At 66.9% G+C, this 22,506-nt stretch carries 22 protein-coding genes; 9 read left to right on the top strand and 13 right to left on the bottom strand.

The window, feature by feature from the left end; translation table 11 throughout:
- From AC0IZS_RS02250 to AC0IZS_RS02235, 4 genes are all read right to left on the bottom strand, one after another.
- Complete coding sequence (locus AC0IZS_RS02250; RefSeq protein WP_471639453.1) at positions 1–1,383, bottom strand: alpha/beta fold hydrolase; 1,383 nt, start codon at positions 1,381–1,383, stop codon at positions 1–3.
- Between the two features lie 96 nt (positions 1,384–1,479).
- Entirely contained in the window at positions 1,480–2,595 is a 1,116-nt protein-coding gene (locus AC0IZS_RS02245) for an acyl-CoA dehydrogenase family protein (RefSeq protein ID WP_471634154.1), read from the bottom strand.
- A gap of 12 nt (positions 2,596–2,607) precedes the next feature.
- Positions 2,608–3,789 carry an acyl-CoA dehydrogenase family protein gene (locus tag AC0IZS_RS02240; RefSeq protein ID WP_471634153.1) on the bottom strand — a complete coding sequence of 394 codons (1,182 nt, stop codon included), beginning with the start codon at positions 3,787–3,789 and terminating at the stop codon, positions 2,608–2,610.
- Between the two features lie 46 nt (positions 3,790–3,835).
- On the bottom strand, positions 3,836–4,531 hold the full coding sequence (locus AC0IZS_RS02235) for a YceH family protein (RefSeq protein ID WP_436179467.1): 696 nt from the start codon (positions 4,529–4,531) through the stop codon (positions 3,836–3,838).
- Positions 4,532–4,570: 39 nt separating this feature from the next.
- On the opposite strand from AC0IZS_RS02235, the gene purN reads away from it, so the two are divergent.
- On the top strand, positions 4,571–5,155 hold the full coding sequence (gene purN / locus AC0IZS_RS02230) for a phosphoribosylglycinamide formyltransferase (RefSeq protein ID WP_471634152.1): 585 nt from the start codon (positions 4,571–4,573) through the stop codon (positions 5,153–5,155).
- Between the two features lie 7 nt (positions 5,156–5,162).
- Here purN and AC0IZS_RS02225 read toward each other — a convergent pair whose 3' ends face one another.
- From AC0IZS_RS02225 to AC0IZS_RS02215, 3 genes are all read right to left on the bottom strand, one after another.
- A complete protein-coding gene (locus AC0IZS_RS02225; protein WP_471634151.1) occupies positions 5,163–5,717 on the bottom strand; it encodes a hypothetical protein in 555 nt (184 codons plus the stop codon).
- A gap of 212 nt (positions 5,718–5,929) precedes the next feature.
- Positions 5,930–6,919, bottom strand: a complete 990-nt coding sequence (gene xopAW / locus AC0IZS_RS02220) for a XopAW family type III secretion system calcium-binding effector (protein WP_471634150.1) — start codon at positions 6,917–6,919, stop codon at positions 5,930–5,932.
- 216 nt (positions 6,920–7,135) lie between these two features.
- Positions 7,136–7,405, bottom strand: coding sequence for a DUF1653 domain-containing protein (locus AC0IZS_RS02215; RefSeq protein WP_471634149.1), 270 nt, complete (start codon positions 7,403–7,405; stop codon positions 7,136–7,138).
- A 45-nt stretch (positions 7,406–7,450) separates the two neighbouring features.
- On the opposite strand from AC0IZS_RS02215, the gene AC0IZS_RS02210 reads away from it, so the two are divergent.
- From AC0IZS_RS02210 to AC0IZS_RS02200, 3 genes are all read left to right on the top strand, one after another.
- Entirely contained in the window at positions 7,451–9,307 is a 1,857-nt protein-coding gene (locus tag AC0IZS_RS02210; protein ID WP_471634148.1) for a M48 family metallopeptidase, read from the top strand.
- A gap of 57 nt (positions 9,308–9,364) precedes the next feature.
- Positions 9,365–10,636, top strand: a complete 1,272-nt coding sequence (locus AC0IZS_RS02205; protein ID WP_471634147.1) for an RsmB/NOP family class I SAM-dependent RNA methyltransferase — start codon at positions 9,365–9,367, stop codon at positions 10,634–10,636.
- 310 nt (positions 10,637–10,946) lie between these two features.
- Positions 10,947–12,161, top strand: a complete 1,215-nt coding sequence (locus AC0IZS_RS02200; RefSeq protein ID WP_471634146.1) for a DesA family fatty acid desaturase — start codon at positions 10,947–10,949, stop codon at positions 12,159–12,161.
- Here AC0IZS_RS02200 and AC0IZS_RS02195 read toward each other — a convergent pair.
- A complete protein-coding gene (locus AC0IZS_RS02195; protein WP_471634145.1) occupies positions 12,136–12,561 on the bottom strand; it encodes a hypothetical protein in 426 nt (141 codons plus the stop codon). The genes AC0IZS_RS02200 and AC0IZS_RS02195 overlap by 26 nt on opposite strands.
- Positions 12,562–12,714: 153 nt before the next feature.
- Between AC0IZS_RS02195 and AC0IZS_RS02190 the strand changes: the two genes are divergently transcribed.
- Positions 12,715–14,199 (top strand): aminotransferase-like domain-containing protein, encoded by a 1,485-nt coding sequence (locus AC0IZS_RS02190; protein WP_471634144.1) that lies wholly within the window; start codon positions 12,715–12,717, stop codon positions 14,197–14,199.
- Positions 14,200–14,274: 75 nt separating this feature from the next.
- On the opposite strand, the gene rpmG is transcribed toward AC0IZS_RS02190, so the two are convergent.
- The 3 genes from rpmG to trxB all read right to left on the bottom strand — a co-directional run bounded on the left by rpmG (position 14,275) and on the right by trxB (position 15,892).
- Positions 14,275–14,445, bottom strand: coding sequence for a 50S ribosomal protein L33 (gene rpmG, locus AC0IZS_RS02185; protein ID WP_007859760.1), 171 nt, complete (start codon positions 14,443–14,445; stop codon positions 14,275–14,277).
- A gap of 11 nt (positions 14,446–14,456) precedes the next feature.
- Positions 14,457–14,690, bottom strand: coding sequence for a 50S ribosomal protein L28 (gene rpmB / locus AC0IZS_RS02180; protein WP_007859763.1), 234 nt, complete (start codon positions 14,688–14,690; stop codon positions 14,457–14,459).
- A 248-nt stretch (positions 14,691–14,938) separates the two neighbouring features.
- Complete coding sequence (trxB, locus tag AC0IZS_RS02175) at positions 14,939–15,892, bottom strand: thioredoxin-disulfide reductase (protein ID WP_057201988.1); 954 nt, start codon at positions 15,890–15,892, stop codon at positions 14,939–14,941.
- Between the two features lie 214 nt (positions 15,893–16,106).
- Here trxB and AC0IZS_RS02170 point away from each other — a divergent pair, with 214 nt between their 5' ends.
- Genes AC0IZS_RS02170 through lolA form a run of 3 tightly spaced genes read left to right on the top strand, consistent with a single transcriptional unit; the run spans position 16,107 to position 19,845 of the window.
- On the top strand, positions 16,107–16,784 hold the full coding sequence (locus tag AC0IZS_RS02170; RefSeq protein WP_057268371.1) for a Crp/Fnr family transcriptional regulator: 678 nt from the start codon (positions 16,107–16,109) through the stop codon (positions 16,782–16,784).
- Between the two features lie 51 nt (positions 16,785–16,835).
- The gene (locus AC0IZS_RS02165; protein WP_471634143.1) at positions 16,836–19,172 is read left to right on the top strand and encodes a DNA translocase FtsK; all 2,337 of its coding nucleotides are present in this window, start codon (positions 16,836–16,838) and stop codon (positions 19,170–19,172) included.
- Between the two features lie 40 nt (positions 19,173–19,212).
- The gene (gene lolA / locus AC0IZS_RS02160; protein ID WP_471634142.1) at positions 19,213–19,845 is read left to right on the top strand and encodes an outer membrane lipoprotein periplasmic chaperone LolA; all 633 of its coding nucleotides are present in this window, start codon (positions 19,213–19,215) and stop codon (positions 19,843–19,845) included.
- Positions 19,846–19,865: 20 nt separating this feature from the next.
- On the opposite strand, the gene AC0IZS_RS02155 is transcribed toward lolA, so the two are convergent.
- Both AC0IZS_RS02155 and AC0IZS_RS02150 read right to left on the bottom strand, forming a co-directional pair.
- A complete protein-coding gene (locus AC0IZS_RS02155; RefSeq protein WP_471634141.1) occupies positions 19,866–20,231 on the bottom strand; it encodes a hypothetical protein in 366 nt (121 codons plus the stop codon).
- A gap of 46 nt (positions 20,232–20,277) precedes the next feature.
- Positions 20,278–20,712, bottom strand: a complete 435-nt coding sequence (locus AC0IZS_RS02150; RefSeq protein ID WP_471634140.1) for a hypothetical protein — start codon at positions 20,710–20,712, stop codon at positions 20,278–20,280.
- Between the two features lie 204 nt (positions 20,713–20,916).
- Between AC0IZS_RS02150 and AC0IZS_RS02145 the strand changes: the two genes are divergently transcribed.
- Positions 20,917–22,260: a replication-associated recombination protein A gene (locus AC0IZS_RS02145; RefSeq protein ID WP_471634139.1), complete on the top strand. Its 1,344-nt coding sequence runs from the start codon at positions 20,917–20,919 to the stop codon at positions 22,258–22,260.
- The last annotated feature ends 246 nt before the right edge of the window (positions 22,261–22,506 follow it).

The following is a 22,506-nucleotide window of genomic DNA, read 5'->3' as shown; positions in this document are numbered from 1 at the left end:
TTAGTACGTCAGTTCCAGGAATACCAGGTGCCCGCTGGCTGCCGGCCAGGTCTGTCCCACCACGCGCTCCCCATTGAATTGCGCGGCCACGCTGCGCTGGGGTCCCTCGGGCTTGATCTTGGCCGATGCGGCGCCGGCGCCGGCGGGCACGCCCACGGGGGGGACGCCGTCGAACAGCATCTGGTCGCGCGCCGGGTCCAGGTAGCCGCGGGGGCGGGTCATGGTGACCACGCTGGCGGCGGTCTTGTCGGCGTCGGCGATGCGTTCGGCGCGCAGGTGCACGATGGAGCTGCTGCGTGGGAAGCCACTGCGGTAGATGTGCGTGGTGGCGTAGCCGGGCGTGGCGATGGCGAATTCGAGCGGTGCGCCGGTGGGCACGATCAGGGGGCCCCACAGTCCGTCGGCGCCTACCGTGGTGCGCAACAGGGCGTTGCCTGCGCGCGCGCCGGTGGCGGCATCGGTGGCATACACCTCCAACTGCGCACCGGGCAGGGGCAGGTTGTTGCTGAAATTGCCGGTCTTGGCGTCCAGCGGGTCCACGCCCAGGCCGGTGACCTTGCCCGAGATCGCCACGCGCGCTTCGCTGGCAATGGCCGTGGCCGCAGGGGCCTTGCCAGTGATGAACTGGTAGGCCGCCGCAAACGCAGCGGGCGAGAACGAGGTCTCTCGGTGGTCGATGCGCGGGATCACGACGTTGGTCGCGCCCTTGAGTTCAGGGCCAGCGGCCGTGACGTTGGTGGCCGTACCCTTCTGGCCGATCCACAGGCCGTCTGGCTGGGCGAACTTGTCGTTGTTGTCCGAGCGCACGGTCATCCACTGCACGGGGCCGGTGACTTCGTCGCCTGCGGCGTTCTTGGGTGCATTCAGGCCCTTGAGGAAGGGGCCGGTGCCGGCGAACTCGCTGCCTTCGCGAAAACCGGGAATCGCCCACACGCCATGGTTGGGCGTGCCACCCAGGATGGCGTGGCTCACGGTCTGCTCGCCGCCGCCGTTCTGGATGTAGTTGCGGATGGCATTGCCGCCGCGCGAGTTGCCTATGAGCACGACCTTGCGCGCGCCCGTGGCCTTGAGCACCTTGTCCACTTCGGCCTTGAGGTAGGCCATGTGCTCTGCCGCCGAGGTGCGGCCGGGCTGGGCCTTGGTGTCGTCGTCGCGGTTGATCGGGTAGGGCACGTCGATGGCGTGCAGGCGCTCGCGCGGCCAGCCGTTGGACTCGAATCGCCAGGCCGTGGTCTGCCACAGCGCAGCCGTGTCGCCATTGCCGTGCACGAAGACGATGGGGGGCAACGCCTGCTGTGAAGGGCCTTGCGTGGCGCAGCCGGCGAGGGCCATCACGGCAGTGGCTGCGGCGATCAGTGCGAACCTGCGTTGCAGGGGAATCATCATCATGGTGTTCTTCTCAGGAAATAAAAAATGCCCGTGGATCGGTCAAATCCACGAGCATGATCGATGGGTGTTACGCCCTTGCGTCAGTGGTTCTCAGGCAAACACGCCGGCCGTGTCCTGCATGCGGGCCGACACTTCACCCAGGTGGTGCAGGGTGTCGCCAAAGGTCATTTCGAGCTGCGTGAGCTTCTTGAAGTAGTGGCTGCCGATGTACTCGTCGGTCACACCGATGCCGCCGTGCAGCTGCACCGACTGCTGGCCCACGAAGCGCATGGACTGGCCCAGTTGCACCTTGGCGCGCGCCATGGCGGCGCGGCGCTCGGCGGCGGGCGCGCCCAGCTTGAGGCTGGCGTAGTAGCTCATCGAGCGCGCCAGTTCGAGTTGCATCTTCATGTCGGCCACGCGGTGGCGCAGCGCCTGGAAGCTCGAGATCAGCACGCCGAACTGCTTGCGCTGGTTCATGTATTCCACCGTAGCGGCCACGGTCTTGTCCATCACGCCCACCGCTTCGGCGCAGGTGGCGGCAATGCCGGTGTCCACGGCCAGTTCCAGCGCGGCCAGGCCGTCGGTGGTGACCAGGGTGGCAGGGGCATTGGCCAGCTGCACTTCGGCGGCGCGGCTGCCGTCCTGCGTCACGTAGCCCTTGGTGGCCACACCGCTGGCAGCGCGCTCCACCAGGAACAACGCGATCTTGCCGTCCAGTTGGGCGGGCACGAGGAAGGCGTCGGCCTGGTCGCCGGCGGCGACGATGCTTTTGGTGCCAGTCACGCTGTGACCACCGGCGGCTGCCGTGGCCTCGGCATCGCACACATCCAGGCGGTAGCGCGCCTTGCGCTCCTGCTGGGCCAGCACCACCAGGGCTTCGCCGCTGGCAACGCGCGGCAGCCAGGCGCCCTGCACTTCGGCCGATGCGTACTGCGACAGCACGGCACTGGCGATGAAGGCCTGTGCCAGGGGCTCGAGCACCATGCCGCGCCCCAGTTCCTCGGCCACCACCATCGCGTCGATGGCGCTCTGGCCCAGGCCGCCGTTGTCTTCAGGTACGGTCAGCGCCGTCAGGCCGAGCTCGGCCAGTTCATTCCAGGCCTCGCGCGAGAAACCGCCGGCCTCCACGGCCGCACGGCGGCGCTCGAAGGTGTAGCCCTTGTCTACCCACTTGCGCACGGCGTCGCGCAGTTGTTCCTGGTCGTCGGAAAAATCGAAATCCATGCTCTTGTCTCCTTAGCCCAGAACCGTCTGCGCCACGATGTTGCGCTGCACTTCGTTCGAGCCGCCGTAAATGGTGGTCTTGCGCAGGTTGAAGTAGGTCGATGCCAGGGGCGCATTGGCCACCTCGCCGCCGGGGAAGTCGCCTTGCCAGCCGGCCTCCATGGCCTCTTCGATGAAGGGCAGGGCGAAGGGGCCCGCGGCCAGCATCATCAGTTCGGCATAGCGCTGCTGGATCTCGCTGCCGCGGATCTTGAGCAGGCCGGCGATATCGAGCGAGTTCTTGCCCGACTTCTCGGCCGAGAGCACGCGCAGCACCAGCATTTCGAGGGCCACGATGTCCACTTCGAGCAGGGCCACCTGGTCACGGAAACGGCTGTCGTTCCACAGGCCTTCGGCCTTGGCGATGCGCTTCAAGCGTTCCAGCTCGCGCTTGCTGCGGTTCACGTCCGCGATGTTGGTGCGCTCGTGGCTCAAGAGGTGCTTGGCGTAGGTCCAGCCCTTGTTCTCTTCGCCGATCAGGTTCTCGGCCGGCACTTCGACGTTGTCGAAGAAAACCTCGTTGACCTCGCACTCGCCATCGAGCAGCTTGATCGGGCGCACGGTGACGCCGGGCGACTTCATGTCCAAGAGCAGGAAGGAGATGCCGGTCTGCGGCTTGCCCTCGGTGCTGGTGCGCACCAGGTTGAACATCCAGTCGCCGTACTGGCCCAGCGTGGTCCAGGTCTTCTGGCCGTTGACGATGTACTTGTCGCCCACGCGCTCGGCGCGCGTCTTGACCGAGGCCAGGTCGGAGCCCGAGCCCGGTTCGCTGTAGCCCTGGCTCCACCAGACTTCGCCGCTGGCGATGCCGGGCAGAAAGCGCTTTTGCTGCTCGGCATTGCCGAAGGCCATGATCACCGGGGCCACCATCACGGGGCCGAAGGGGATGATGCGGGGCGCGCCGGCCAGCGCGCACTCTTCTTCGAACAGGTGCTTTTGCACGGCGGTCCAGCCGGGGCCGCCGAACTCCTTGGGCCAGCCAAAGCCGAGCCAGCCCTTCTTGCCCAGTATCTTGGCCCAGCCCTGCAGGTCGTCACGGGTCAGGCGCAAGGCGTTGTGCACCTTGTGGGAAATTGCGGGCGGCAGATTGCTGTGGACCCATGCGCGAACTTCGTCGCGGAAGGCCTGTTCTTCGGGGGTGAATGCGAGATCCATGCGGCTTGTCTCCTGAGAAGTCGTGTTTGTAGCACGGTCGTTCGTTTTATTCCTGTCCGGGTGGCGACATCGCCGGCGCCACCGGCTCGATGCCCAGCTCGGCGCACAGCCGTTCCACCGTGGCGCGCAGACCGGCCACCTCGGTCTCCAGCGCCGCCACACGCGATTGCAGTGCCCCGGTTGCCCCGCCCGTGGCGGGCGCGGCAGCACTGCTGCTGGTGTCCACCGGCCCGCACAGCAGGTGCGTCCAGCGTGGCTCGCGTGCGCCCGGTGCGCGCGGCAGCAACACCACCAGCGGGCCGCCTTTCTCGGCACTGCGCTCCTGCAGCTCGTCCAGGAAGGCCTCGACAGAGGAGATATCGGCAAACCGGTACCAGCGCTCGGCGTTGATGCGCAACTCCCCCGCCGTCTGCGGGCCGCGCAGCATCAACAGGCCCAGCAGCACCGCCGATTGCTCGGGCACGCCCACCCCGCGCTGGAAGTTGTGCTCCCAGCGCGTGGTGCGGTTGCCGCTGGTCTCGAACGCCAGGGTCAGCTGGCGCAGGGAGTCGAGCGCCTCCTGCGCCTCGGCGTCGCTCAGGGTCATCACCGGCTCGCGGCTGGTCTTCTGGTTGCAGCCGGTGAGCAGGCCATTGAGCGACATCGGGTAGCTGTCGGGCACGGTGCGGGCCTTCTCCATCAGCGTGGCCAGCACGCGGGCCTCGTTCGCGGTCAGGGGGCGGTTTGCGGGGTCGAAGGGCATGGCAGGGATAATCCGGGGTTGAGCGTCGTCGTGCAATTTATGAAGAACATCGTGATTTTGATCTCCGGCAGCGGTTCCAACATGGCCGCCATCGTCCGGACTGCGCAACAGGAGGACTGGGCCCGCCGGTATGGCGCCCGCGTGGCCGCCGTGCTCAGCAACAAGGCCGACGCGGCGGGCCTGGCCTTCGCACGCGGCGAGGGCATTGCCACCGAGGCGCTTGACCACAAGGCTTTCGAGAGCCGTGAGGCCTTCGATACCGCCCTGGCCCAGGCTGTCGATGGGTACGAACCCTCCCTGGTGGTGCTGGCTGGCTTCATGCGCATTCTCACACCGGGATTCGTCGCGCGCTATGCGGGTCGGCTGATCAACATCCATCCGTCTCTGCTGCCTGCCTTCACGGGGCTGAACACCCACCAGCGCGCGATCGACGCGGGCTGCAAGGTCGCGGGGGTGACCGTGCACCAGGTGACGGACGAACTGGACGTGGGTCCCATCCTGGACCAGGCGGTGGTCCCGGTGCTGCCTGGGGACACGGCCGAGGCGCTGGCGACCCGGGTGCAGGCGCAGGAGCATGTGATCTACCCGCGTGCCGTGCGGGCCTTCATGGCGGCCCTGGCGTAGTCCCGGGCTACAGGCTGCGCACCACCTGCGCTTCACTGCTGTCCAGCAGATCCTGGGCCAATGCCGCCTGGTGCGAGTCGCTCGGGTGGGCCACCACCACCCATTGGCGCTTGCGCAGTGCGGACCGCACCCGGTTGACGACCCAGACGCGGTCGGGCCGCAGCGCGTTCAGTGCCCCCAGCATGAGGCCGAAGCTGGTCGCGAAGCCCACGATGGCGATGAAGGCCAGCAAGGGGTTGTTCAAGACGGCGGGTTCATGGGTGGCGATCAGGTAGCCAAACGCCGTGAGGCCCAGCACGGTGCCCACCATGCCGGCAATGGCATGGGTACGCACCAGGGTGGTGAACACGCCGTGGGCTTCTGGCTCCAGCGCCCGGCTGAGCAGATCGCAGTTGCGCAGATCGGCGTGCTGCGGCCCCAGCAGCCGGACCTGGCCTGGCTCCATGCCGGGCAGCCGCAGCAACCGGCGCACGGCGATGTCCGCATCGGCTTGCCTGGCGAAAAATCCGACGACCTTGCTCAGCGATTTTTCGCTGAACATTCCTTGCAATAGATAGTCCATGGTGTGCTCCGTGCCATGCGCACAGGGTGCGAGGCGTGCAGTGCTCCCGGCCTGGACTGGCGGGCCATTCCCGCAGTCAACCCGTGGCAGCGTGGGACGTTCTGGGTGATGCCTCCCAAGATAACCCGGGCATTGCGCCCGGGCTGTAGGACGGTGCGGCATGGAAACGCAAGCCCATTCCCTGCCCGCCGTCCCTCCATGCCTTCCTCTCGTCAGGCCAAGGCGCTCAGCGTACTGCCGGTGCTCGACCAGGAGCCCGCAGCCGCTTCGTACTGGCTGCGTGCGAATTGGGCCAGTTGCATCAGGTCCGTCTTCCGCCCCCCGTCCGACGTCTGGCTGCCGGTATGGGTGCTGCTGGTGGCGCTGCTCAATTGGCTGCTCAACTGCTCGATGAAGGACTGCGCCTCCTCACTGCTGATGCTGCTGTCGCCGTCGGTATCGATGGTCTTGAACAGCGCCGTGATCGCATCCGCCTGGGCGGCACCTGCCGCCTGCTCGGCGGCAGAGACCACCCCGTCCTCGTTGGTATCGAGAGGGTCGTAGGTGGTGCTGCTGGTGTTGCTGGCCGAGGCCCCACCGGGACCGCGAGGCCCACCGGGCGGCGGCGGGGGCATGCCGCCCACGGCACCACCACCGGCCTCGCCCGAGGGCCGGCCGGCGTCGAATTCGGCCTCCGAAAGGCTGCCGTCGCCGTCCGCGTCGAGCTGACTGAACAGTTCGTCGCTGCTGACACCCGTCTTGCTGGCGGTACCGCCGGACATCTTTTCCAGCAAGGCCTGCAGCTCGGTCTTGCTGACTGCGCTGTCGCCGTCGGTATCCACCTTGCTGAACAGGTCGTCGCCCGCCTGGCCCGTGGCACCCGTGCTGCTGCTGCTGCTGTCGCTGCGCGACTGCGCAAAGGCCATGGTCGAGGGCGGCGGAGGCAGGGCGCTCTGCAGCGTCTTGCCCAGCTCATCGGCATTGAGGCTGCCGTCCCCGTCGCTGTCGTACTGCTGGACCAGGTCGCCAGCGCTGGTCTGGCTGCCGGCGCCGGTCTTCTTGGCCACATCGTCCAGCAGGCCCTGCAGTTCGGTTCCGCTCACGCCGCCGCTGCTGTCGGTGTCTATTTGGGACAGCAGCCGCTCCGGCGAGGGGCCCGGGCGTGGCGCCCGCTGCACACTTGCACTGGACCAGGCACTGCTGACGCTACTGATGCTCGGCATCGTCGTTCCTTCCAAGGGTTGCGGGCTGCGGCCCGTGCTCTCCGAGGCGGTGAACAACGCCGGCAGCGGCCCGAGTCCATTTTTCTGGAACGAGGTCAAGGCGGTTTGTACGGTTTGTGTCCAGGGGGACACAATGGCGGCATCAATCCTCCGAACTGGCGGATGATTGCCAGGCAGTTCGGCGTTTTGGCCGCGTGCGGTTGTGCAGGTCGGCGATCAGGCCGGTGCTGACGGTGGGGGTAAAACCTCGTCGGCGCATTTCTCGAAGCGTGGGCGCATGCGGCCATCGATCAGCACATCCTCGGCGAACATGGCCGCCGGGCGCACCCACAGGCCGCGCTGGCCGTACAGCGCGCGGTACAGCGTCATGGGCTCCAGGGTCTCGCTGTGGCGCACGGTGTCGATCACCTCGTACAGCATGCCCTTGTAGTGCCGGTACAGACCGGGCGGGGTGGGGGTGAATGGGGGCAGGTCGTCGTCGGTCATTTAGGATGGCAGATGGTCAAAAAACAAGGTTGAGGGGGAAATCCAGTGGATCAGGCAGATTTTGTGCACATGGTGCGCATGAGCGAGCATGCCAGTGCCGACAACAGCCGCCGTTACCGGCTCGGCGTGGCTGCGTTCGCCGCGCTGGGCTATGCCTGGGTGCTCGGTTGCCTGGCCGTGGGGGCCGGTCTGATCGCCTGGGTCCTGCCGCAGCTGCTCAATGGCCGGTTCCGGCTGGTGCTGGTGTTCGTGCTGCTGGGTGCGGCCAGCCTGCTGTGGGTGAGTATCCGCGCCCTCTGGGTGCGCGTCGATGAGCCCAAGGGCATGGAGATCACGGCCCTGGAGGCGCCCGAGCTGTTCGATGCCCTGGAACGCATGCGCCGCAAGATCAAGGGCCCGCCCATCCACCATGTCTACCTGAACGACGAATTCAACGCCAGCATCCAGCAGTTGCCGCGCTACGGGCTGCTCGGTGGCGCGGTGAACTACCTGACCATCGGCCTGCCGCTGCTGCTGGCGCTGGACCGGCCGCGCTTTCTGGCCGTGCTGGCGCACGAGTACGGGCACCTGCGTGGCGACCACGGCCGCTTTGCGGCGTGGATCTACCGCACCCGGCTGTCCTGGATGCGCCTGAACAGCAGCCTGGAGGATGACGAGGGCGCCGTGGCCGTGGCCACCCAGGCCTTCATGCGCTGGTATTTCCCCCGTTTCGTGGCCAAGACCTTCGCGCTGGCCCGCCAGGACGAGTACGAGGCCGACCGCATCGCCGGCAAGCTGCTGGGGCGCGACGTCGCCGCGGCGGCGCTGATCGAGATCGAGGTGCGCGGCGAGTGGCTGAACGACAACTTCTGGGGCGGCCACTGGAGCGAGGCCGCTGGCAATCCCTTGCCCGTGGGCCCCTACCGTGCCATGCGCAAGCGCCTGGCCGAGGTGCCGGACGCCGCTTTCGCCAACGACGCGCTGCGCCAGGCGCTCAAGCGCATCAGCAATGTGGACGACACGCACCCGGGCCTGCGCGATCGCCTCGAATCCCTGGACGCCGTGCCCACCCTGCCGGCCGAGTGGTCGCGCGGTGGGGCGCTGGCCCTGCTGGGCTCCGAGGCCAAGCGCTGGGTGGCCCATTTCGACAAGCAATGGTGCCGCGACAACGCGGGCGAGTGGAAGCGCCACCACGGCTGGCTCGGCCGGGTGCGCGACCGTGCGCAGACCCTGCAGGCGGGCATGCCCCAGGCCAGCGCCGCAGAACTGGTGGAGCTGGCTCGCCTGCAGCGCCACCTGGACCCACGGGCCGATGTGCGCGGCCTCTACGAGACCGCGCTCGCGCGCAGCGCCGACTATCCGGGTGCGCTGCGCGGATTGGTTCCGTGCCTGGCTTCCGAGGACCGCGAGGGCAAGATGGCGCTGCTGCACCGCCTGTGGGAGGCTGGCAGCGGCGACCGCTACTGGACTGCGCGCACCGCGCTGGCCGAGCTCGAAACCCCGCGCCTGGGCCACGACCACGATGCCGCCGCCTTCAAGCAGTGGCGCAAGCGGCTCGAGCGCGCCCAGGAGTCCGAGGAGCGCGCCTGGGAGGAGCTTTCGGGCACCTCGTTCTTCAGCCAGACCACGCGCCATGACCTGAGCCCCTTCGAGCTCGAAGAACTGCAGGCCGAGCTGGTGCGCTATGCCGACGTGGAGCGCTGCTGGCTGGTGCGCAAGAACCTGCGCGAACACCCCCAGCGCCGTGCCTACCTGGTCTTCGTGGACCTGCCCGACTTGGACGACGGCAGCCGCTACCAGCTGTGCCGCGCCATGGAGCGCCAGCTCAGCCTGCCCGGGCCCGCCCTGGTACTGTGGGCCGGCGAGTCGCCCACGCTCAAGGAAATCCAGCGCTCCGCGTTCGACCCGGTCTTCACGCGCTGATCGGGCCGGCGAAGGCCCTGAAAGAGGGGTTTGGGGCCACAGTGGGACAATCGGGGCATGCATCCCAAAGTTCTTCTCGACGCCTGTGCCGAACTCGTCAGGCTCACCCTTACCTTCGAACACCCCGCCGATGCGGTGGTGTCGCGCTTTTTCCGTGACAACCGGGGCCTGGGGCCCCGCGAGCGTGCCACGCTGGCCGAAACGGTCTACACCGTGCTGCGCAAGAAGCTGCTGTTCGACCACATGGCGCCCTCGGGCTCCGGCCCCAAAGAGCGGCGCCTGGCCATCCTGGGCTTCTACGGCCCGCGCGATTTTCTGGAGGGCGCACTGACCGACCAGGAAAAGAACTGGCTCAAACAGTGCGACGGCGTGACCGCCGACGACCTGATGGAGCGCCACCGCCACAATTTGCCCGAATGGCTGGTGCAGCCCCTCAAGGACCAACTGGGCACCGGTTTCTGGCCGCTGGTGGAGAGCCTGTCGAACGCCGCGCCGCTGGACCTGCGCGTCAATGCCCTGCAGGACAAGCGCGCCGACGTGCAAAAGGAACTCGCCAAGGCCGGCATCAAGGCCGTGGCCACGCCTTACTCGCCCTGGGGCCTGCGCATCGACGGCAAGCCGGCGCTCGCCAAGTTCGACGTCTTCACCCGCGGTGCCGTGGAGGTGCAGGACGAAGGCTCGCAGCTGCTGGCCCTGCTGCTCGACGCCAAGCGCGGCGAGATGGTGGTGGATTTCTGTGCCGGAGCGGGCGGCAAGACGCTGGCCATCGGCGCCACCATGCGCAACACCGGTCGCCTGTACGCCTTCGACGTGTCGGGCCACCGGCTCGACGCCCTGAAGCCGCGCCTGGCGCGCAGCGGGCTGTCCAACGTACACCCGGCCGCCATCGCGCACGAGCGCGACGACCGCATCAAGCGCCTGGCCGGCAAGATCGACCGCGTGCTGGTCGATGCGCCGTGTTCGGGCCTCGGTACCCTGCGCCGCAATCCCGACCTCAAGTGGCGCCAGTCGCCCCAATCGGTCGAGGAACTGGTCGCCAAGCAGACCGCCATCCTGGCCAGCGCAGCGCGCCTGCTCAAGTCCGGTGGCCGGCTGGTGTATGCCACCTGCAGCATCCTGCCGCAGGAGAACGAGGCGATTGCGGAGGCCTTCAGCGCCGCCCACCCCGATTTCGTGCCGCTGGATGCAGGCGAAACCCTTGCGCAACTCAAGGTGGAAAGTGCTGAAAAATTGTGCAGTGGCGGTGCCTCGGGCACTGGTTATCTGCGCCTGTGGCCCCATATCCACCAGACAGACGGGTTTTTTGCGGCGGTCTGGATAAGGAAGTAAGCACCCCCTGAGGCGCTTCGCGCCTTCACCCCTCTCTCGACTCGCTGCGCGAGTCGGGAGGGGGACGCCCCCGGCGCGGCGGGGCGGCCCTTGCGCGGGGGCACTGGCTTGGGCCGCGCCAGTTTCGACGGTCTTGGGCGAGTGCTCGTTCTGGCAGAGGGGTTGCCTGGCCTTGTCGTCCAGGCGACGCAGGGGCCAATTCACTCTGGATACTGTGGATAACCTCTAATCAAAAAGAGGGGCCGCGCTTTAAAATCGCTGTACCCGCCATCGCTGGTGGCCGGGTACTTTGTACAAGGTTCTGTTGAATATGCTGTTACCCGACTGGGTTGTACTGAACGCGGCCATCGACTGGCTCGGCCATGGCCTGTGGAATCTCGCCTGGTGGGAGATCGTTCTGTACACGCTGGCCACCACGCACATCACGATTGCGGCGGTCACCATCTTTTTGCACCGTGCCCAGGCCCACCGCTCGGTGGACCTGCACGCGATCCCTTCGCATTTCTTCCGCTTCTGGCTGTGGCTCGGCACCGGCATGGTGACCAAGGAGTGGGTCGCCATCCACCGCAAGCACCACGCCAAGTGCGAGACCGTGGACGACCCGCACAGCCCGCAGACGCGCGGCCTCGATACCGTGATGTGGCGCGGCGCCGAGCTGTACCGCGCGGAGTCGAAGAACCTCGAGACCATGAAGAAGTTCGGCCACGGCACGCCCGATGACTGGATCGAGCGCAACGTCTACACCCGTTTCAGCTGGCAGGGCGTGGGCCTGATGCTGGTGCTCAACCTGGCGCTGTTCGGTGCCGTGGGCGCCGCCGTCTGGGCCGTGCAGATGCTCTGGATCCCGTTCTGGGCTGCCGGTGTGGTCAATGGCGTGGGCCACTACTGGGGCTACCGGAACTTCGAGGCGACGGACGCCAGCACCAACCTCTCGCCCTGGGGCGTGGTCATCGGCGGCGAAGAGCTGCACAACAACCACCACACCTACCCCACCTCGGCCAAGTTCTCGGTCAAGCCTTACGAGTTCGACATCGGCTGGGCCTACATCAGCCTGATGAAGTCCATCGGCTGGGCCACCGTGAAGAAGGTGCCACCCAAGCTGCAACGCGGCGACGTGAAGCCCGTGGCCGACGAGAAGACGCTGGAGGCGCTGATCGCCAATCGCTACGAGGTCATGGCCGGCTATGCCCGCGGCGTGCGCCAGGCGTGCAGGGAAGAGATCGCCGCGCTGCAGGCCCGCCAGGCCGACGCCTCGGTGCTCAAGGCCGCCAAGCGCTGGCTGCACCGCGACGCCGAGAAGGTGCCGGCCGGTGCCTTGCCCCAGTTGGCCCAGGTGCGTGCCGCCCATCCGGCCCTGGACAAGATGGTGACCATGCGCGAAGAGTTGCGCCAGCTGTGGCTCAACACCACGCAGTCGCGCGAGCAGCTCACTGCCGACCTGCAGGCCTGGTGCCGCCGCGCGGAAGAGAGCGGCATTGCCGCGCTGCGTGATTTTTCGATCAGCCTGCGGGCTGCGCGCGCCTGACGAGCAGTTTCCTCAGGCTGCGCCAAAGCCGCTGCAGGGCCCCGTGCCCTGGGCGGCTTTTTTCATGGGCCCCCGGTGATTCGGCAGGCTGCGTGAGGTCGGCGCCCGCTGGCATGGTCAGTGTGAGCGCGGCGGGTGACGATCCCTGGGCCTGAACGCCCACCCACATGCCCTGCGGGCTGCGCCAGGCCGCATGGGGTGGCAGGCATGCGGGAGGTGCGGCACCCAGGTGGCCCGGCGCCGTGCTTTGCAGCAGGGCCGTGCCCGAGAGGCTGCGCAGTTCGCAGCCCGCGTCCAGCCAGACGAGGCGGCCCTGGCCAGCGGCCAGTGGCAGGTGCAGGACCTGTGGCGGGCCGCCGCTGGCCGCGAAGGAGGAGGGGGAGTGGTGGTGCTGTTTCATGCCTCCAGCGTAGGGTGGCAGCCTGCATCGCAACAGGCACAGAAACCGGCTGGGCGATGCAGAGCAGCGGATTGATTTTTGCTCTGTTCTGGTCGGTTTTCGGTAGTCCTGTATCTGTTCTGGTCGGCGGTTCGGGCGCATCATGGGCAGGCCATGCCCGTCACATCCGCAGCGAACCTTCCCCTGTACCGCCAACTGGCCGACCACTACCAGCAGGCGGTGGCCCAGGGCGTGCTGCTGCCCGGAGCGCGCATGCCGTCGGTGCGCGAGCTGATGCAGCGCCATGGGGTGAGCCTGTCGACCGCGCTGCAGGCGCTGCGCACCCTGGAGGAGCAGGGCAGCGTGCAGGCGCGTCCCCGGGTCGGCTACTTCGTGCAGGACCCGCAGGTGCACCTGCTGGACCACAGCAGCGAGCCCGACCCCCGTTGCCCGGTGCAGCAGATCGATGGCACCCAGTTCGCGGGCATCAACGAGCGCATCTCGCTGTGGCTGGAGCAGGGGCGGCGCGCGCAGGTGCGCGTGGACCTGGGGGCCGCCATGCCCGCGCCCGAACTGTTCGATCACCTCACCCTCAACCGCATCGGCGCCGCACTGCTGCGTGAGTTTCCCGACGTGCTGGTGCAGGGCCATTCGCGGCCCGGCACCCACCCGCTGTTCCAGGCGGCCATGGCCCGGCAGGCGCTGGAAGTCGGTGTGAACGTGGCGCCGCAGGAGGTGATGGCCACCCTGGGCAACTCGGACGCGGTGAACCTGGCGCTTGCGGCGGTGACCGAGCGCGGCGATGTGGTGGCGGTGGAATCCCCCACCTTCTATGGCGTGCTGCAGGCGGTGGAAACGCAGAACCTGCGCGCACTGGAGATCCCCAGCAGCTCGCGCACCGGCATCTCGCTCGACGCCCTGGAGCTGGCCGTGCAGAGCGAGCCGCGCCTCAAGGCCGTGGTCGTCGTGCCACACCTGCAGATGCCCAATGGCGCGCTCATGCCCGACAGCCACAAGGAGCGGCTGGTGGCGTTCTGCCGGCGCCATGGCCTGGCGCTGATCGAGGACGACATCTACCGCGAGCTGGTCGACGCACCCGTGCTCCAGCGCCCGCTCAAGGCTTGGGACGAGACGGGGCAGGTGATCTACTGTGTGTCCTTCAACAAGACGCTGGCGCCGGGCCTCCGCCAGGGCTGGATGAACGGGGGGCGCTGGCACGAGCGCATCCAGATCCTGAAATTCGCGCGCACCCGCAACATGCAGGTCTGGTCCCAGTTGCTGGCGGCCCGCACGGTGGGGACTGCCGCGCACGAGCGCCACCTGCGCCGCTTTCGCGGTGCGCTCAGGTTGCAGCGCGAGCGCAGCGTGCAGATGGTGGCGCGGCATTTTCCGCAGGGCACGCGCCTGTCGGTCCCGCCCGGCGGGCTCAGCCTGTGGATCGAGCTGCCTGCGGGGGTGTCGTCCTCGCTGTTGTTCGAGCAGGCGCTGGCCCTGGGCATCCGCGTGGCGCCGGGGCCGATCTTTTCCAATTCGGGGCGCTACGAGGGCTTTCTGCGCCTGAGCTGCGGCCTGCCGTTCTCGCCCGAGGTGGAGTGGGCCTACGGCGAACTCGGGCGCCTGCTGCACGGGCAGGTCCGGGCCCAGCGGCAGGCCGCCTGAGGGCCTGTGTGCGGCCAAAGAAAAAGCCGCCTGGCAGAGTGCCGGGCGGCTTTTTCGGGGAGAACCAGCGCTGAATTACTTCAGCTTGATTTCCTTGTATTCGACGTGCTTGCGTGCCTTGGGATCAAATTTCATGATCAGCATCTTTTCAGGCATCGTCTTCTTGTTCTTCGTCGTCGTGTAGAAGTGACCGGTACCCGCAGTGGATTCCAGCTTGATCTTGTCGCGTCCGCCTTTGCTTGCCATGGTGTTTCTCCTTAAGCCTGGCCACGTGCGCGCAGGTCTGCGAGCACCGAGTCAATACCGTTCTTGTCGATCAAACGCAGGGCAGCGCTCGAAACGCGCAGGCGAACCCAGCGGTTTTCGGTCTCGACCCAGAAACGGCGGTATTGCAGGTTCGGCAGGAACCGGCGCTTGGTTTTGTTGTTGGCGTGGGAAACATTGTTCCCGACCATGGGCTTCTTGCCCGTTACGTCGCAGACGCGTGCCATGAGGACACTCCGATACTTTTTAACGGCCGTTCGCTGCGTGCTGCAGGGATGTTTCCCAACAGCACAGCTTGCGGCCTCACCTCGCCAGAAAGGGTGGCGGTAACCCCGGGACGACCGATATGGCCGGCCCGATTTGATTTTTGCCTGCAGGAAAAGCGGGTACGAAAATACCCGCCTGAATTCAGGAAAGCCTCGGATTATAGCGGCCCGCGCACCGGGGCGTCAAATTGCGTCCCGGGCGGCGGTTTTCAGTCCTGCTGTTCGAGGAAGCGCTGGGCGTCGAGCGCAGCCATGCAGCCGGTGCCGGCGCTGGTGATGGCCTGGCGGTACACATGGTCCGCCACGTCGCCGGCCGCGAAGACGCCGGGCACGCTGGTCTGCGTGGCAAAGCCCTTGAGCCCGCCCTGCGTGATGATGTAGCCGCCTTCCATCTCCAGCTGGCCCTGGAAGATGTCGGTGTTGGGCGAGTGGCCGATGGCGATGAAGCAGCCGTGCAGGGTGATGTCCTCGGTGCTGCCGTCCTTGGTGCTCTTGATGCGGATGCCGGTCACGCCGGTGGCGTCGCCCAGCACCTCGTCCAGCGTGTTGAACAGCTTGAGTTCGATCTTGCCAGCGGCAACCTTCTCGTTGAGCTTGTCCACCAGGATGGGCTCGGCCTTGAACTTGTCGCGGCGGTGCACCACGGTGACCTTGCTGGCGATGTTGGAAAGATACAACGCTTCTTCGACGGCCGTGTTGCCGCCGCCGACCACGGCCACGGGCTTGTCGCGGTAGAAGAAACCATCGCAGGTGGCGCAGCCCGACACACCCCGGCCCATGAAGGCTTCTTCGGAGGGCAGGCCCAGGTACTTGGCCGAGGCGCCGGTGGCCAGGATCAGCGCGTCGCAGGTGTAGGTGCCGCTGTCACCGGTGAGGGTGAACGGGCGCTTGCTGAAGTCGACCTTGTTGATGTGGTCGAAGATGATCTGCGTCTTGAAGCGCTCGGCATGCTCCAGAAAGCGCTGCATCAGCTCCGGACCCTGCACGCCATGCACGTCGGCCGGCCAGTTGTCGACCTCCGTCGTGGTCATCAGCTGGCCACCCTGGGACATGCCGGTGATCAACACCGGATTGAGGTTGGCACGGGCGGCGTAGACCGCTGCGCTGTAGCCGGCCGGGCCGGAGCCGAGGATCAGAACTTTCGCGTGTTGGGTGGTAGACATGGTAAAAGCCTGTGTTTTGCGCCCGCTGCACGGGGCGCTGTTGGGAAAGCTGGGGGGCAGGGCGCCAAGTATCAACCGCGCACGGTCTTCACACGCGGGCCCATTTTCAATCACGGCGATTGTAAGAACCCATCAGGGAGTGCGATGGCGCGCCCCTGTGATAACCCCGCTGCGGCACCGGTGGAGCCGCGCCTTTTTGAGAGGAGAAGTTTCCATGTCAACGATGTTGTCCAACCTGGACCTGCTGCGCCGGGTACCGCTGTTCTCGCTGCTCACCGTGGCACAGGCCGAGGTGATCAGTGGCGCCGTGGTCAAGAAGCGCTTCAAGCGCGGGGAGGCGCTGGTCGAGCAGGGGCAAAAATCCAACGCACTGTTCATCCTGCTCACCGGGCGGGCGCGCGTGCTGACGACCGACAGCCGGGGCCGCGAGGTGATCCTGGCCAACCTGGCGCAGGGCGACTACCTGGGCGAGATGAGCATCATCGACAACGAACCGCATTCCGCCACGGTACGCGCCGAGGTGCAGACCGACGTGCTGATGCTCGGGCGCACCGAGTTCGCGCGCTGCCTGACCGAGAACGCCTCCATGTCGCTGGTGGTCATGCGCGGCCTGGTCAAGCGCCTGCGCCATGCCGACCGCAAGATCGAATCCCTGGCCCTGTTGGATGTGTATGGCCGCGTGGCCCATGCGCTGCTGGATTTCGCGGTTACCGATGCGCAGGGCCAGCGCATCATCCGCGACAAGATATCGCGCCAGGATCTGGCCAAGATGGTCGGCGCCTCGCGCGAGATGGTCAGCCGGGTCATGAAGGACCTGGAGGAGCGCGGCTTCATCGAGGTGCTGGCCACCGGCGCTACTGTGCTCAAGGACCGCCTGGACGCGCTGGGCTGATCCTGCGCGCCGGTTCCGGGCGGTGCTTGGGGTAAGCTTGCCCGGCTCCTTATGACCTATTCACTCAATACCCTGAACGCATCGTCCGCAGCGAAGTCGCCGCCCCGCTCGGGAGCGGCCCGCTTCGGGCATGAAATCGGCCTGGTGCTGGGCCTGCTGGCCCTGGTCTTCTGGCTGCTGGCGTTGGTCAGCTACTCGGCGCAGGATGCCGCATGGTCCTCCTCGGGCCCCTCGGATGCGCGTGCCGTGCTCAACTGGGCGGGGCGCCTGGGCGCGTGGCTGGCCGATGGCAGCTACTTTGCCCTGGGCTTTTCGGTCTGGTGGTGCGTGGCGGCGGGCGTGCGCTCCTGGCTGTCGTCGCTGGCGCGCTGGATGCGCGGCGGCGAGGTGCTGCCCGGCGCCGTGAGCCCCATGGCGCGCCGTGGCCTGTTCTGGGGCGGGCTGGTGGTGCTGATGTGTGCCAGCACCGCGCTCGAATGGTCGCGCCTGTACCGCTTCGAATCGCTGCTGCCCGGCCATGCCGGCGGCGTGCTCGGCTACCTCACGGGGCCGGCCAGCGTCAAATGGCTGGGTTTCACCGGCTCGGCCCTGCTGTGCATTGTGCTCGCCGTGCTGGGTGCGGCGTTGGTGTTCCGTTTCTCCTGGGGCCATGTGGCCGAGGTGCTGGGCGGGCGCATCGATGCGCTGGTGCAGTCGCGCCGCACGCAGCGCGAGGTGGCCAAGGATGTGGCCGTGGGCCGCAAGGCCGCGCGTGAGCGCGCCGTGGTGGTGCTGGAAGAGAAGACCGAGAGCGAAGAGCACCACCCGCAACCGGTGCAGATCATCGAGCCGATCCTGGTCGACCCGCCGCTGAGCGCCCGCGTGGTCAAGGAGCGGCAAAAGCCCTTGTTCACCGAGATGCCCGACAGCAAGTTGCCGATGGTGGACCTGCTCGACGGTCCGCTGCAGCGCCAGGAGACGGTAGCGCCCGAGACGCTGGAAATGACCAGCCGCCTCATCGAGAAGAAGCTCAAGGATTTCGGCGTGGAGGTGCGCGTGGTGGCGGCCATGCCCGGCCCGGTGATCACGCGCTACGAGATCGAGCCCGCCACGGGCGTCAAGGGCTCGCAGATCGTGGGCCTGGCCAAGGACCTGGCGCGCTCGCTGAGCCTGGTCTCCATCCGCGTGGTGGAGACCATCCCGGGCAAGAACTTCATGGCGCTGGAATTGCCCAACGCCAAGCGCCAGTCCATCCGCCTGTCCGAGATTCTGGGCTCGCAGGTGTACCACGAGGCCAAGAGCATGCTCACCATGGGCCTGGGCAAGGACATCGTGGGCAACCCGGTGGTGGCCGACCTGGCCAAGATGCCGCACGTGCTCGTGGCCGGTACCACGGGCTCGGGCAAGTCGGTGGGGATCAACGCCATGATCCTCTCGCTGCTGTACAAGGCCGAAGCGCGCGACGTGCGCCTCCTGATGATCGACCCGAAGATGCTGGAAATGTCGGTCTACGAAGGCATTCCGCACCTGCTGGCGCCCGTGGTCACCGACATGAAGCAGGCCGCCAACGGCCTGAACTGGTGTGTGGCCGAGATGGAGCGCCGCTACAAGCTCATGAGCAAGCTCGGCGTGCGCAACCTGGCCGGCTACAACGTCAAGATCGACGAGGCCAAGGCGCGCGAGGAGTTCATCTACAACCCTTTCAGCCTCACGCCCGAGGAGCCCGAGCCGCTGCAGCGCCTGCCGCACATCGTGGTGGTCATCGACGAGCTGGCCGACCTGATGATGGTGGTGGGCAAGAAGATCGAAGAATTGATCGCGCGCCTGGCGCAGAAGGCGCGTGCCGCCGGCATCCACCTGATCCTGGCCACGCAGCGCCCCAGCGTGGACGTGATCACCGGCCTGATCAAGGCCAACATTCCGACCCGCATCGCCTTCCAGGTGAGCAGCAAGATCGACAGTCGCACCATCCTCGACCAGATGGGTGCCGAGGCCCTGCTGGGCATGGGCGACATGCTCTACATGGCCAGCGGCACCGGGCTGCCGATCCGCGTGCATGGCGCCTTCGTTTCGGACGAGGAAGTCCACCGTGTCGTCCATTACCTCAAGGAACAAGGGGAGCCGGACTACATAGAGGGGGTGCTCGAAGGCGGAACTGTGGACGGCGACGGGGATCTGTCAGGGGAGGGCGGTGGCAGCGAGGGGGGTGAAAAAGACCCGATGTACGACCAGGCCGTGGAAGTGGTCCTCAAGGACCGCAAGGCCAGCATCTCCTACGTTCAGCGCAAGCTGCGCATCGGCTACAACCGGTCGGCCCGCCTGCTGGAGGACATGGAGAAGGCAGGCCTGGTCAGCGGCCTCACCGCCAGCGGCCAGCGCGAAGTGCTGGTGCCTGCACGCCCCGAATAAGGGCTGCGGGTGCCCGAGCCCCAACCCAAGGAGTCTATTTTTGAAAAAGTTTGTGACAGCCATCGTGATCGCGGCCAGTGCCCAGTGGGCCAGCGCGGACGGGCTCAAGAGCCTCGAATCCTTCATGAAGAGCACCCAGACGGGCCGTGCCGAGTTCACCCAGGTGGTGACCTCGCCGCCCAAGGAGGGGCAGACCGCGCGCACCAAGAACTCCAGCGGCTCGTTCGAGTTCCAGCGCCCGGGACGCTTCAAGTTCGTCTACAAGAAGCCTTTCGAGCAGACCATCGTGGCCGATGGTCAGACCCTGTGGCTGCACGACGTGGACCTGAACCAGGTGACGCAGCGCGCCCAGGCCCAGGCCCTGGGCACCACGCCGGCGGCCTTGCTGGCATCGGCACCCGACCTGTCGGCGCTCAAGGCCGATTTCACGCTGGAGGCCGCGCCCGAGGTCGACGGCCTGCAGTGGGTGCTGGCACGCCCCAAGGCCAAGGACGGGCAGCTGCAGAGCGTGCGCGTGGGCTTTGCCGGCGAGCAGCTCGCGGCCCTGGACATCCTGGACAGTTTTGGCCAGCGCTCGGCCATCCGCTTTAGCGGCATGCAGGCCAACCCGCCCCTGCCGGCCGGCACCTTCCAGTTCAAGCCGCCTGCCGGGGCCGATGTGGTCAAGCAATAGGCCCGGCGGCGGTAGCGTCTCTATTTCTTCTGGATGACACCGCGCGCATAGCCGCCGTGCGCCGAGGGCAGCACCATGCAGATCATGGCGCGGCCCTGCTGCTTTTCCAGTTGCTGGACCACGGTGCGCTGCTCGTCGTAGTCTTCGCCGGCACGCAGGTCTGCCGCGGTCTTCTTGATGCGCTTGAGCAGGTCCTGCACCTTGTCGTCGTTGATGCCGAGGTTCGGGCAGTTCTTGGCCGCGAAATCGGCCGACGCAAGGGCCGAGCCCAGCTGGGCCTCGATGGCCTCGGCTTCGGTCACGTCGGCCTGGGCGGCGCCGCACAGCAAGGCGAGAGTCAGGCCCAGCAGCAGGGTGGGTTTGGCAAGGCTTGGTGGGTGCGTCATGGTTCAGTTCTTGGGGGGACAGGTGGGATCAGGCAACGGCGTGTTGTCACCAGCGGTAGACGGCAGGCAACTGGCCTGAATGCCTGCGGTGCCGGGTTTTTTTCGCCCCGCTGTCGGTGAGGACCATTTCGGCCCCTTCGAAGGATATCTGCGCCTGGCGGTTCAGGGTGCGGCCGAGAACCGTGAACACCATCTCGATGCTGGTCTGGTCGTTCGCAAGCTTCCAGGTGCCGTCCAGGGTGCGCAGCGCGCCGATCTCGTCCTTCTTCAGGTAGAGCCTGACCGTGCCATCGGGCAGAAACTGCACGATGTTGGACGAGGGGGTGTACTCCTCCCACCAGCCTGCCAGGGTGGCGGCCGCATCCTGTGCGCTGGCCTTGGCGGGGGCCTCCTGGGCATGGGCCGGGAACATGGGCTGCAGCAGGGCCAGCAGGGTCAGCACGAGAAGCCGCAGGGCCCTGTGCCAGTGTGTCATGGTCATGGAAGAATGAGGCAGTCGTTGTTCTGCCAGGCTTTATAAGCGATGCAGACACCACCTCCCGCCAGTGTTCGCGGGCTTCTGTGACATTTTCGGCATCTGGGGCATGCGGCTGTGTTGGAATCGGGGCCTGCCACCGGCTTGCAGTCTGCCGGCGGGCCTTCATCTGGATGCCATGGCATTCGCTGTTCCCTTTCGGCTCTTTCCATGAGTACCTCCCGCAGTCCTTCGCCCTCTCCCTCCTCTGGCGCAGCCCACCAGCCGCTGGCCGAGCGCCTGCGCCCGCGCACGCTGGGCGAGGTGATCGGGCAGCAGCAGGTGCTGGGGCCGGGCATGCCGCTGCGCCTGGCCTTCGAGTCGGGCCGCCCGCACAGCTGCATCCTGTGGGGGCCGCCGGGCGTGGGCAAGACCACCATCGCGCGCCTGATGGCCGATGCCTTCGACGCGCAGTTCATCAGCATCAGCGCGGTGCTGGGCGGGGTCAAGGACATCCGCGAGGCCGTGGAGCGCGCCGAACTCGCCCGCGATGGCCTCATGCAGCAGCGCACCATCGTCTTCGTCGATGAGGTGCACCGCTTCAACAAGAGCCAGCAGGACGCGTTTTTGCCGCACGTGGAAAGCGGGCTGTTCACCTTCATCGGCGCCACCACCGAGAACCCCTCGTTCGAGGTCAACTCCGCGCTGCTCTCGCGCGCGGCGGTGTACGTGCTGCAACCGCTGTCGGCCGAGGACCTGCAGCAGCTGGTGGCCCTGGCCCAGGCACAGGGGGCGCTGCCCGCGATCGAGCAGGCCGCCATCGACCGGCTCGTGGCCTATGCCGACGGCGATGCCCGGCGCCTGCTCAACACGCTGGAAACGCTGGCCATGGCGGCCACGCAGGAGCAACTGGCCGAGATCAGGGACGACTGGCTGCTCAAGGTGCTGGGCGAGCGCATGCGCCGCTACGACAAGGGCGGGGAGCAGTTCTACGACACCATCAGCGCGCTGCACAAATCCGTGCGCGGCTCCGACCCCGATGCGGCGCTGTACTGGCTGGTGCGCATGCTCGACGGCGGGGCGGACCCGCGCTACATGGCGCGGCGCCTGGTGCGCATGGCCAGCGAGGACATCGGCCTGGCCGACCCGCGCGCGCTGCGCCTGGCGCTCGATGCCGCCGAGGTCTACGAGCGCCTGGGCACTCCCGAGGGCGAGCTGGCGCTGGCCGAGTGCGTGGTCTACCTGGCCGTGGCACCCAAGTCGAATGCCGTCTACAAGGCCTACAACGCCGCACGCGCCTGGGTCAAGCAGGACGGGACGCGCCCCGTGCCCATGCACCTGCGCAATGCACCGACCAAGCTCATGAAGCAGCTCGACTACGGCAAGGGCTACCGCTATGCGCACGACGAGGAGGGCGGCTTTGCGGCAGGAGAAAACTACCTGCCCGAGGGCATGCCGGAGCCCGGTTTCTACCAGCCGGTGGAGAGGGGGCTCGAAATCAAGATCGCACAGAAATTGCGTGAACTGCGCCATCGCAATACCGCCGCTGATGGCACTGCCCTGCCAGAGGATTGACGGTTTGCAGGAGGAGCCGCGTGAAAATCGCGGTTATGCTGATTTTGCATGATCCTGGTAATAAGTTTGCTCAGCAATATTCTTGCGTGCATCAAAATTACTTATGTACCCGGGCGGTCACTGATGGACTGTCGAACCCGAGGGAAAACCCCGCCAATCATGAAGAGGGGCTCCTGACACTACTGGCTACAATCCCGTCCACAAACCCGCACAGCTGCATTTCTGGCGGGTTTTTTGCTAGATGGC

Source organism: Acidovorax sp. AC410 (assembly GCF_979253235.1).
This window is presented reverse-complemented; position numbering and strand designations above follow the sequence as displayed.

Bases quoted from the DNA above. Each gene is read 5' to 3' on its own strand.
- AC0IZS_RS02235 (WP_436179467.1), bottom strand. From the start codon at position 4,531: ATGCCCTTCGACCCCGCAAACCGCCCCCTGACCGCGAACGAGGCCCGC.
- xopAW (WP_471634150.1), bottom strand. From the start codon at position 6,919: ATGCCGAGCATCAGTAGCGTCAGCAGTGCCTGGTCCAGTGCAAGTGTG.
- AC0IZS_RS02215 (WP_471634149.1), bottom strand. From the start codon at position 7,405: ATGACCGACGACGACCTGCCCCCATTCACCCCCACCCCGCCCGGTCTG.
- AC0IZS_RS02240 (WP_471634153.1), bottom strand. From the start codon at position 3,789: ATGGATCTCGCATTCACCCCCGAAGAACAGGCCTTCCGCGACGAAGTT.
- AC0IZS_RS02195 (WP_471634145.1), bottom strand. From the start codon at position 12,561: ATGAAACAGCACCACCACTCCCCCTCCTCCTTCGCGGCCAGCGGCGGC.
- rpmG (WP_007859760.1), bottom strand. From the start codon at position 14,445: ATGGCAAGCAAAGGCGGACGCGACAAGATCAAGCTGGAATCCACTGCG.
- purN (WP_471634152.1), top strand. From the start codon at position 4,571: ATGAAGAACATCGTGATTTTGATCTCCGGCAGCGGTTCCAACATGGCC.
- AC0IZS_RS02155 (WP_471634141.1), bottom strand. From the start codon at position 20,231: ATGACGCACCCACCAAGCCTTGCCAAACCCACCCTGCTGCTGGGCCTG.
- trxB (WP_057201988.1), bottom strand. From the start codon at position 15,892: ATGTCTACCACCCAACACGCGAAAGTTCTGATCCTCGGCTCCGGCCCG.
- AC0IZS_RS02245 (WP_471634154.1), bottom strand. From the start codon at position 2,595: ATGGATTTCGATTTTTCCGACGACCAGGAACAACTGCGCGACGCCGTG.
- AC0IZS_RS02150 (WP_471634140.1), bottom strand. From the start codon at position 20,712: ATGACCATGACACACTGGCACAGGGCCCTGCGGCTTCTCGTGCTGACC.
- AC0IZS_RS02205 (WP_471634147.1), top strand. From the start codon at position 9,365: ATGCATCCCAAAGTTCTTCTCGACGCCTGTGCCGAACTCGTCAGGCTC.
- AC0IZS_RS02250 (WP_471639453.1), bottom strand. From the start codon at position 1,383: ATGATTCCCCTGCAACGCAGGTTCGCACTGATCGCCGCAGCCACTGCC.
- rpmB (WP_007859763.1), bottom strand. From the start codon at position 14,690: ATGGCACGCGTCTGCGACGTAACGGGCAAGAAGCCCATGGTCGGGAAC.
- AC0IZS_RS02190 (WP_471634144.1), top strand. From the start codon at position 12,715: ATGCCCGTCACATCCGCAGCGAACCTTCCCCTGTACCGCCAACTGGCC.
- AC0IZS_RS02170 (WP_057268371.1), top strand. From the start codon at position 16,107: ATGTCAACGATGTTGTCCAACCTGGACCTGCTGCGCCGGGTACCGCTG.
- AC0IZS_RS02145 (WP_471634139.1), top strand. From the start codon at position 20,917: ATGAGTACCTCCCGCAGTCCTTCGCCCTCTCCCTCCTCTGGCGCAGCC.
- AC0IZS_RS02165 (WP_471634143.1), top strand. From the start codon at position 16,836: ATGACCTATTCACTCAATACCCTGAACGCATCGTCCGCAGCGAAGTCG.
- AC0IZS_RS02200 (WP_471634146.1), top strand. From the start codon at position 10,947: ATGCTGTTACCCGACTGGGTTGTACTGAACGCGGCCATCGACTGGCTC.
- AC0IZS_RS02225 (WP_471634151.1), bottom strand. From the start codon at position 5,717: ATGGACTATCTATTGCAAGGAATGTTCAGCGAAAAATCGCTGAGCAAG.